The organism is Occallatibacter sp., from assembly GCF_049802275.1.
In the GTDB taxonomy this organism is placed as follows: domain Bacteria; phylum Acidobacteriota; class Terriglobia; order Terriglobales; family Acidobacteriaceae; genus Telmatobacter.
This window is the reverse complement of record NZ_JBARMD010000315.1, coordinates 1-8,262: the sequence shown is the minus strand read 5'-3', so window position 1 is coordinate 8,262 and position 8,262 is coordinate 1. Positions and strand designations below refer to the sequence as shown.

8 protein-coding genes are annotated in these 8,262 nt (G+C 58.8%); 4 read left to right on the top strand and 4 right to left on the bottom strand.

Features of this window, described 5'->3' with window-relative positions; translation table 11 throughout:
- The 3 genes from WA354_RS10995 to WA354_RS10985 all read right to left on the bottom strand — a co-directional run.
- Nucleotides 1-394, bottom strand: a 394-nt coding sequence (locus WA354_RS10995; RefSeq protein WP_472813056.1) for a translation initiation factor IF-2 N-terminal domain-containing protein, incomplete at its 3' end; no start/stop codon positions are given.
- A gap of 158 nt (nucleotides 395-552) precedes the next feature.
- Nucleotides 553-2,139 carry a transcription termination factor NusA gene (gene nusA / locus WA354_RS10990; RefSeq protein ID WP_472813055.1) on the bottom strand — a complete coding sequence of 529 codons (1,587 nt, stop codon included), beginning with the start codon at nucleotides 2,137-2,139 and terminating at the stop codon, nucleotides 553-555.
- A 122-nt stretch (nucleotides 2,140-2,261) separates the two neighbouring features.
- Nucleotides 2,262-2,852: a ribosome maturation factor gene (locus WA354_RS10985; RefSeq protein ID WP_472813054.1), complete on the bottom strand. Its 591-nt coding sequence runs from the start codon at nucleotides 2,850-2,852 to the stop codon at nucleotides 2,262-2,264.
- 474 nt (nucleotides 2,853-3,326) lie between these two features.
- Here WA354_RS10985 and WA354_RS10980 point away from each other — a divergent pair, with 474 nt between their 5' ends.
- The 4 genes from WA354_RS10980 (at nucleotide 3,327) to WA354_RS10965 (ending at nucleotide 7,179) form a co-directional block, all read left to right on the top strand.
- Nucleotides 3,327-4,949, top strand: a complete 1,623-nt coding sequence (locus WA354_RS10980) for an EAL domain-containing protein (protein WP_472813053.1) — start codon at nucleotides 3,327-3,329, stop codon at nucleotides 4,947-4,949.
- A 92-nt stretch (nucleotides 4,950-5,041) separates the two neighbouring features.
- Entirely contained in the window at nucleotides 5,042-6,400 is a 1,359-nt protein-coding gene (locus tag WA354_RS10975) for an aminopeptidase P N-terminal domain-containing protein (RefSeq protein WP_472813052.1), read from the top strand.
- A gap of 21 nt (nucleotides 6,401-6,421) precedes the next feature.
- Nucleotides 6,422-6,796 (top strand): hypothetical protein, encoded by a 375-nt coding sequence (locus WA354_RS10970; RefSeq protein WP_472813051.1) that lies wholly within the window; start codon nucleotides 6,422-6,424, stop codon nucleotides 6,794-6,796.
- Nucleotides 6,790-7,179: a hypothetical protein gene (locus WA354_RS10965; protein ID WP_472813050.1), complete on the top strand. Its 390-nt coding sequence runs from the start codon at nucleotides 6,790-6,792 to the stop codon at nucleotides 7,177-7,179. The genes WA354_RS10970 and WA354_RS10965 overlap by 7 nt, the downstream gene beginning before the upstream one ends.
- 100 nt (nucleotides 7,180-7,279) lie before the next feature.
- Here the strand turns inward: WA354_RS10965 and WA354_RS10960 are convergent, their stop codons facing one another.
- Complete coding sequence (locus WA354_RS10960) at nucleotides 7,280-8,191, bottom strand: outer membrane beta-barrel protein (protein ID WP_472813049.1); 912 nt, start codon at nucleotides 8,189-8,191, stop codon at nucleotides 7,280-7,282.
- Between the last annotated feature and the right edge of the window lie 71 nt (nucleotides 8,192-8,262).

Below are 8,262 nucleotides of genomic sequence, written 5' to 3'. Positions count from 1 at the left end.
GCGCTGCGACCGAGACAACCGGCGGTACCGGCTTTACGGGAACCTTCGGCGCGGGAGTGGCAGCCTTGCTGGGGGGCACGTGGCTCCTGCGAGCCTCGGCTTCCTCTTCCTGCTTCTTGGCCAGAATGGCCTTCATTACGTCCCCGGGCTTGGAGACATGAGACAAATCAATCTTCGGGGTAATGCCCTGTGCCGCACGCGCTGATCCCGCGCCGCTGTGGCCCCCCTGGCGTCCGTGCTGGAAGTGCGCGCGAACCTTGTCTGCCTCGTGGTCTTCGATCGAACTCGAGTGAGTTTTGCCCTCACCCAGGCCGAGCTCCCCGAGCACGTCAAGAATCTGACGGCTTTTGACTTCCATCTCACGCGCGAGATCGTTAATTCGAACCTTGCTCATCCGCCTCTTTTCAGAATGTGCTACCCAAAGCCCTTTGGTCGCCCTGGGGTCCCCAACGATTGGTCTTCGTCGTTGGGGTGGTCAAAGCTACCTCTTGGCAATGGCTTGTTGTGTTGCCACCATTATCACTTGAATGGTGTTGAAAAACGCGCCGCATGTTATGCGTCGCCCTCTTCATTCTCTATCTCGTTCTCTTCAATTCCTTCGTCCGCGCCGGGGACGTTGTCGACCGCAAGTTCTTCAGCAGTCTCGTCCTGATCTTCGGTTGCTTCTTCCAGCACTTCCTGCGAATTCTCCAGTTCCGCTTCCGCAGTTCCAGCCACGGCCTCGGCGGTCTCAACCTCTGACTCGCCTTCCGAAATCGTGCCCGTGTCCGCCGCTGCGGTCAGCGCGGCAGGTTCATCGGAACCTTCAACTTCCGGTGCACCGGCAACGCCTGCGCCCTCGGTCGCCTCAGCTTCTTCGCCCTCTTCGAAATGGCCGAAGTAGTGGCGAACCGCGACGCTGATCCGTTCCAGCGTCTTCTCGCCGATACCTGGAATTTCTTCGAGCTGCTCGGGAGTCATATCGGCCAGACCTTCCACCGTGGTGATCCCGGCAGCGACCAGCTTCTGGATAATCCCTTCGCCGAGTTCCGTAACCTGCTCGATCGGAGTCGAAGGTCCGCCCGTGAGAGCCTGCATCTGCTGCTCTACTTCCTGGCGCTTCTCTTCCTCGCTCTTGATATCGATCTTCCAGCCCAGCAATTTGGCTGCGAGCCGAACGTTCTGCCCCTTCTTGCCGATCGCGAGCGAGAGCTGCGTGTCATCCACGATGACCTCAAGCTGCTTGTCCGTCAGGTCCGTGATGGAAACGCGGCTTACCTTGGCGGGCTGCAGAGCCTTCTCCGCAAACGTCGTAATCTCTTCGCTGAATTCAATGATGTCGATCTTCTCGCCGCGCAGCTCGCGAATGATGGACTGCACGCGCATGCCCTTCATTCCCACGCAGGCACCGACCGGATCCACGTCCTTGTCGCGCGACTGAACCGCGATCTTGGTGCGCTCTCCGGCCTCGCGGGCAATTGCACGAATAACGACAGTGTTGTCGTAGATCTCCGGCACTTCCGACTGGAACAGGTTCGACACCAGCTCCGGAGCGGCCCTCGAAACGATCACCTGAGGCCCCTTGGCCGCGCGATCCACCTTGAGCAAAACCACCCGCACGCGCTCGCCGATCGTGAACTGCTCCAGCCGAGATTGTTCGCGCTTGGGGCAGCGGGCTTCAGCTTTCCCCAGATCGAAAATGACGTCCTGACCCTCGATGCGCTTCACCGTCGCGTTCAGTACTTCCTTCTCGCGATGCGCATATTCGTTAAATACGGTATCGCGCTCCGCCTCGCGCACCTTCTGGAAGATCACCTGCTTGGCAAGCTGCGCAGCGATGCGACCCAGGGGAGTGGTATCGCGGTACATGCGAATCTCGCTGCCGACTTCCACGCCCGGCGCAAGTTCATTCGCTTCTTCCAGCGTGATCTGGTTCACCGGATCTTCGAGCTCATCGTCGGTGGCGACAACGGTCTTGTAGATGTAGGCGGTGATCTCGCCAGTGTCCTTGTTGAGTTCTCCGCGCATGTTCTCCTGGGTCTTGTAGTACTTGCGCGTGGCAAGGGCGATCGCCTCTTCCACCGCGCCAACCACGATCTGGGGCTCGATGCCTTTTTCGCGACTCAGGAGTTCGATACTTTGATACAAAGCGCTGGCCATACTCTTCTTACTCTCTCGGGTTGTTTTCCGGCGACCGTCCGATCCCCGGACCTGTTCGACCGTTGGATTGTTGTTGAGGAGGCGTTCAATTTCCGCCTCCGGTTCCGCACCGGAAGGCGCGGCTAAATTTCTGGAATCAGCTCCGCTTTCTCGACATTGTCCAGAGCGATCTCCACCGTATTCACGCCTGCTTTGCGGCTCTTGCTATTCTGATGCACCGCCTCAAGGTCCAGTGCAATGCTTCCCTTCGAACCCGCCAGCAGCCGTCCTCTCCAGTGCCGGTTATTGCGAATCGGTTCGAATGTCTGCACCTTGACCAGGCATCCGGCGAACCGCTGAAACTCTTCCGGCTTCGTTAACTTGCGATCCAGCCCTGGCGAACTGACTTCCAGCGTGTACTCGTCCCCGGTTACCAGGTCTTCTACATCCAGCAGAACGCCAAAGTCCCGGCTGAATTCCGCACAATCCTCGTGGGTCACTCCGGAAAGCTGCTCCACGCTCAACTTGCCTTCCACCAGCCGTTCTGGAAGTCCCTCTGCTCCAGCCGCAATCTCCGCCTTAAGGCGTGCCCGGCCCTCGGCATTCTTCTCGAGAAAGACCCTCAAAACATGCTCTTTAGCTGGCCCGGCTAGTTCTACGTCGACCACATCCAGCCCGTGGGATGCGGCAACCCGCTGGGCTGCTGCCCGAATTTCGTCCAGCTTTGCTGCCATGTACCGAAGCCCACCCGTTCGCCCCTTTGTTAAGGGACCCCCGGTCAAAATCAGCGGCCGTTTTCCGGGAGAAATTTGCACCAAATAAAAAGTGGGCTGTGAGCCCACTCATCTCTCCGCCAGCCGGCATCCTCACGGCAACTCAGGCGGACAAACTCGTCGCAATACCTAGTATACGGCGTTTTGCGCGGAAATTCAATGTGTCACTCATCTCGAAACCGAAACACCGGATTCGTTGGGGGTTGATCGGCAGTTCGCCCGTGTCCCTCATCACGCAAGGAATCAAACATTCAGCCCAGCCATTATTCGTAAAGTGCTCCCCGCCTACTCCGCGCATTACGGACCCCCAAAGTACCTGAAACTTACTCTTTAAAATCAGCCATTTAGATTGATAGCACCGATAGGGAATCGATTTACCACTATTGGGGAACAGAATTTCGACCGGATCAATCGAAATAATGGGTGAGCCCAACCATGCGCACTCTCATCCAGCGCGTTATTGTCACCATCGTGTCGACCATCCTTCTTGCCGCAGCGGGTGCGCTGAGCGGGTATCTGGTCGGGCATGAGTTTGCCTTGCGGCATGCTGAAACCCAGCTGGATCAGTACGCAAATCGAGTTCTGCTGGAAAATGTGACCTCGACGGCAGAATCGCGCGCCGTGCTGGCGACCATGAACACCTCGTCTTACGACCTCTGTTCTGACGAGGAAATCGAATATTTTCGTCAGATCATCTTCCAGGCGAAATACCTTAAGGCCGCCGGCCGCATGCATGGCGGAACGATTGAATGTTCCACGACGTCGGGCCGCAACGTTCTGGCGGATTCGCAATACACCCCCTCGATTGCCCGGCAGGATGGAACGAAGATCTACAAGAACATCTCCCCGTTTCGCGTAGACGATCAGGACGTAATTCTGGTGCAAGAGGGGGAGTCGTTCATCGTCTACAACCCCTACAGGTCGACGTCAATGGAAGCGCCGCCGATGCATTTCACGGCCACAGCCGTGGATGCGCCGACACGGCAGGCGGGACAGATGGTTGGCGAATTTGCCGACGTGCCGGGAACCATTCTGACGCACCCGGGCAAGGTCAGGGCCGGCGATACGCTGTATGCCACACGCTGCTCAATCGACGGCGCCACCTGCACGACTGCCTACATTGCCATCGCGGATGCATTCGCGATGGCACGCGGTTATTCCATGGCGTGTCTTGCCCTCGGTGCGATCTCAGGAGCCCTCATCGGATTGCTGTTCCCCCTACTCTATAGCCGCAACAAGAGTGCGGAGCAGCAACTGCTCCGCGCGCTCCGGGCCGACGCTCTCACCGTGGTGTATCAGCCCATCGTCGATTTAGCTACAGGTCAAATTGTCGAGGCCGAAGCCCTGGTGCGCTGGACGGACGAATACAAGAACGCAGTCAGTCCCGATGTCTTCGTGAAGATCGCCGAAGAGCGTGGCTTCGTCGGGCAGATTACAAAACTCGTACTGCGCCATGTGCTGCGCGACTTTGGCTCTACCATGCGGGCGCGTTCCACCTTTCGTGTCAATGTAAACATCGCCGCATCTGATCTTGCAGATAGCGAATTTCTTCCCATGGTCGACAATGCTCTCGCTGCCGCTGAAGTCTTACCCCGCAATCTCGGCATCGAGATTACCGAGAGCTACACCGCGCGCCAGCAGGTGGCCAGGAACACGATTCTCCGCCTGCGTCAAAAAGGCCACTACGTCGCCATCGACGATTTCGGCACCGGATACTCGAGCCTGGCCTATCTCCACGATTTGTCGGTGGACGCAATCAAGATCGACAAGGCCTTCACCAAGGCCATCGGGACCGATGCCGTCACCGTCTCCATTCTTCCCCAGATCCTCACCATGGCCGAGACGCTCAAACTGTGTGTCGTGGTGGAAGGCATCGAAACGCAGGTCCAGGCAGAATATTTCGCGGCCACCAATCAGCGCATCCATGCGCAGGGTTGGCTCTTCGGACGCCCCGTCCCCGCGCGCCTGTTTCTCCAGATGCTCGATGAGGAAGAGGCGAGGCTGAGCAAGGAACGGGAAGCAGAAATCCCCGACGGCGCTGCCGTTGCCACAATCTAGTCGCCGTTCAATAATTCATCGAGCATTGGAATTCGGAGCACGTACAAGTTTTCGCCTTTGCGCCATGTACGCGTGCGAGTAACAATAGCGAAATGAAGATTGTCCGGCTCGCTGCACCGGTTTTAGCCTTGCTTGCCTTTTCATTCCCCTCCTCCCAGGCACTCGAAAAACAACCCGCCGGTGACTACCACGCTCGCCGCGTTGCGCTTGGCAATGCCTTGCACGGAGGCGTTGCCATCCTCTTCGCCGCGGAAGAGCCAGTGCTCGACTTCGACCCCTATCGCCAGGATTCTGACTTCTACTACCTCACCGGCTGGGATGAGCCCGGCGCAGCGCTCTTGATCGTCGGCCCAGCCAACGAGCCTGAGCGCTCCGGCCAGCCCGCGCACGCACGCGATTACAAGGAAATCCTCTTCTTGCCCACGCGCAACCTGCGCACTGAAACCTACACCGGCGCAAAGATGGATGCGGCAACACCGGGCGTCACCAGGGCCACCGGAGTTGACAATGTGGAACCGATGGCGAACCTGGCCGTCGACCTGAACAAGCTAATCGCCGCGGATCGCCGAGTTGCCTTCAACGTGTGGAAGCAGCCGGATGTGAAAGCCGCAGATTCCCTCCTCGGATATACAGCCGCCACGCTCGGCTCCCCAGCGCTCTCTGCGCGCGATGTTACGACTCTCACCATGCCGTTGCGCGAGGTGAAAGACTCTGGAGAGATCGAACTGCTCAAAAAAGCGTCGGCGGCTTCCATCGCCGGCCAGCGCGAGATGATGAAATCGGTTAAGCCCGGAGTCACCGAGCGCACCATCGCGGGCAAAATGACGGCGGTCTGGTACGAGCAGGGATGCGAGCGCCCTTCCTACGCGCCCATCGTCGGCGCCGGCATTAACTCGACGACCCTCCACTACTCCGCAAACTCCGCTACCATCGCGGACGGAGATGTCGTGGTGGTCGATGCGGCCTGCGAGTACTCGATGTACGCGTCGGATATCACGCGTACCGTTCCCGCCAACGGCCACTTCACCGCGCGCCAGCGTGAGGTCTACAATGTCGTGCTCGGGGCGCAGAAGGCCGCCATTGACGCCTTCGTCGCGGGCAAGTCGAAGATCAACGACTACTACCATCGCGATCCCGACTCACTCGATGTAGCTGCATATAACTACATCAACGCGCACGGCAAGGATCTGCATGGCGAGCCGCTCGGCAAATACTGGCTGCACGGTCTCGGTCACATGGTGGGCATCGATGTACACGATCCCGCGCAATATCCGGCCGTGCTTAAGCCCGGAATGGTCTTCACCATCGAGCCCGGCGTCTACATCCCTGAAGAAAAAATCGGTGTGCGCATCGAATGCGATTTCCTCGTGCTGCCCGACGGGAAGCTTCTCGACCTCGACGCCGACCTGCCCCACACCGCCGAAGAAGTTGAAGCTGCTATGCAGAAGTAAAGGTAAGAAAGCCCGGCAAGCATGGACCAACGCAACCCAATGGAACCCGATCAGCTCGACGCATTGAGCCGTGTCTTCTCCGAACAGCTTCAGGCCTGCCTCGAAGAGTGCGCGCGCGGCCGCCGCGGTCTCTTCTCCGATCTGGAACTCACCGGAGACGATGAGCGCGAGCGCGCGTGGCCCGAAGCGGCCCGTCTCCGCGAACTCGCTCTCGGAATGCAGCACGTCTTCGCTCAGCAGGAACAGCGCAACGCCTTATGCGATGAGTTTCTCGATTTGTGTTCGATGCATGGCGAGAGCCATCCCGGCGAGCAGCGCCTCGCGCGCATGTTTCTTGCTCGCATCGAGCGCGGCCAGGTCGGCACTCCCACTGAGGAACCGAGAAAGCCGTGGTAGTGCTGCACGCATTTCTCGCCCTCGTCAGTGGATTCGCAACCATGGCTGCGCTGGTTGCGGCTATCACGGTGTTGCTGCGAAAACTCACTCCAGGCTGGGTCGGTGAGGAAGGCGCTCCGAAGCCGGGTTACATCTTCGTCAATCTCGGCTACTCATTTCTAGCGGCGGCCGCGGGTGGTTACGTCACCGCGTGGATCGCCGTGCACAATCCGCTCATCCACGTTCTCGCTCTGGCCATCATCGTGTTACTTCTCGCCGCGCTCAGCGCTCTGCAGCAGCGCGGAGATCAACGCGTGTGGTACATGCTCGCGCTGGTCGCGCTTACACCCTTGGGCGTATTGGCGGGCGGCCTCGTCCGGCTGCGCGTACTCGGTATCCTCTGATATTCCTCCCGAACGCCGCTAAACGAAAGAAGCCGCCCTGTCGCATTCCTTTTGACGGGGCGGCCTTGTGCTGAACAAAGCGCTGTATTTCGAAACCGTTCTAGAACCGCACCCCGACCGTAACCGGAATAATCTTGGTTCCCTCGCCCACCGTCGTCGTGCCCAAACCGTTCGGTTCGGTAGTGACCGCCGGAGACAAAACATCAAGATAGCGGGCCTCTGCAAAGATCCTCATCTTGCCATCGCCGTTCCAGCCGGCGAACCGGTGCTGGATGCCGCCACCGACGTTCCATCCACCCTGGTTGCTGGAGAAGTGCCCGACAACGACGTTCTGCGTGATCGTGCCGCAGTAGAAGTATGAGCAATAGATCTGTTGTTGCGGGTCGGTGAAGCTGGTGACCTTGCGGTAGAAGCCGTATCCACCTGTCGCATAGAACTCAACCGCACTCTTGGGATTGAAATCGTAGATAGGGTCAAGTGAGAATGACCAGATGTGAGCGTAGCCGCCAGTTGCTCCGGCCTGGGCGATGATCGCGCCTGGCAGTTTGCTGTGAATGAATTGGTACTCGACGTTGACGGCGAAATGTTTGTCGAAGCGATAGCCGCCACCCACCGTGAAATTCCAGCCCCACGTGATATAAGGCGAGGAATCGCTGGTCGGGGCATTGAATCCGCCGCCCGCCTCGTACGTGAGATGACTCATGATTCCGCCCCCACCGCCTCCATGGGAGTTGTTGTCGTATTGGCCGCCGCCCGAACCGTGCGCTGCCGGTGCCGCAGGAAGTGCCGCTAAATCCGGCGTCCCGGCACTCGGTGCAGGAGCACCCGGCGCACCGGCATCATCGGTAAGTTGTGGTGCATTGGAACCGGATTCCGCGGGAGCAGCGGTGACTGAACTCGAGTAATCAGGAGACGTGTTGATTTGGGCGCTCGCGGAGCCGAGTGAGAAGGCGAGCGCAGCACACAGCAGGGTCGTGTGCCTGAAAAGCGCAAGACGGCGATCTGAAGTCATCCTCTGTACCTCGCAAAAGTTAAACTGTCTTGTATGTGGTAGATCAAACAAGCCCCGTAACAGCTTAGACT

Excerpts from the sequence above, each read along its gene's own strand:
- nusA (WP_472813055.1), bottom strand. The coding sequence starts at position 2,139 with ATGGCCAGCGCTTTGTATCAAAGTATCGAACTCCTGAGTCGCGAAAAA.
- WA354_RS10985 (WP_472813054.1), bottom strand. The coding sequence starts at position 2,852 with ATGGCAGCAAAGCTGGACGAAATTCGGGCAGCAGCCCAGCGGGTTGCC.
- WA354_RS10980 (WP_472813053.1), top strand. The coding sequence starts at position 3,327 with ATGCGCACTCTCATCCAGCGCGTTATTGTCACCATCGTGTCGACCATC.
- WA354_RS10975 (WP_472813052.1), top strand. The coding sequence starts at position 5,042 with ATGAAGATTGTCCGGCTCGCTGCACCGGTTTTAGCCTTGCTTGCCTTT.
- WA354_RS10970 (WP_472813051.1), top strand. The coding sequence starts at position 6,422 with ATGGACCAACGCAACCCAATGGAACCCGATCAGCTCGACGCATTGAGC.
- WA354_RS10960 (WP_472813049.1), bottom strand. The coding sequence starts at position 8,191 with ATGACTTCAGATCGCCGTCTTGCGCTTTTCAGGCACACGACCCTGCTG.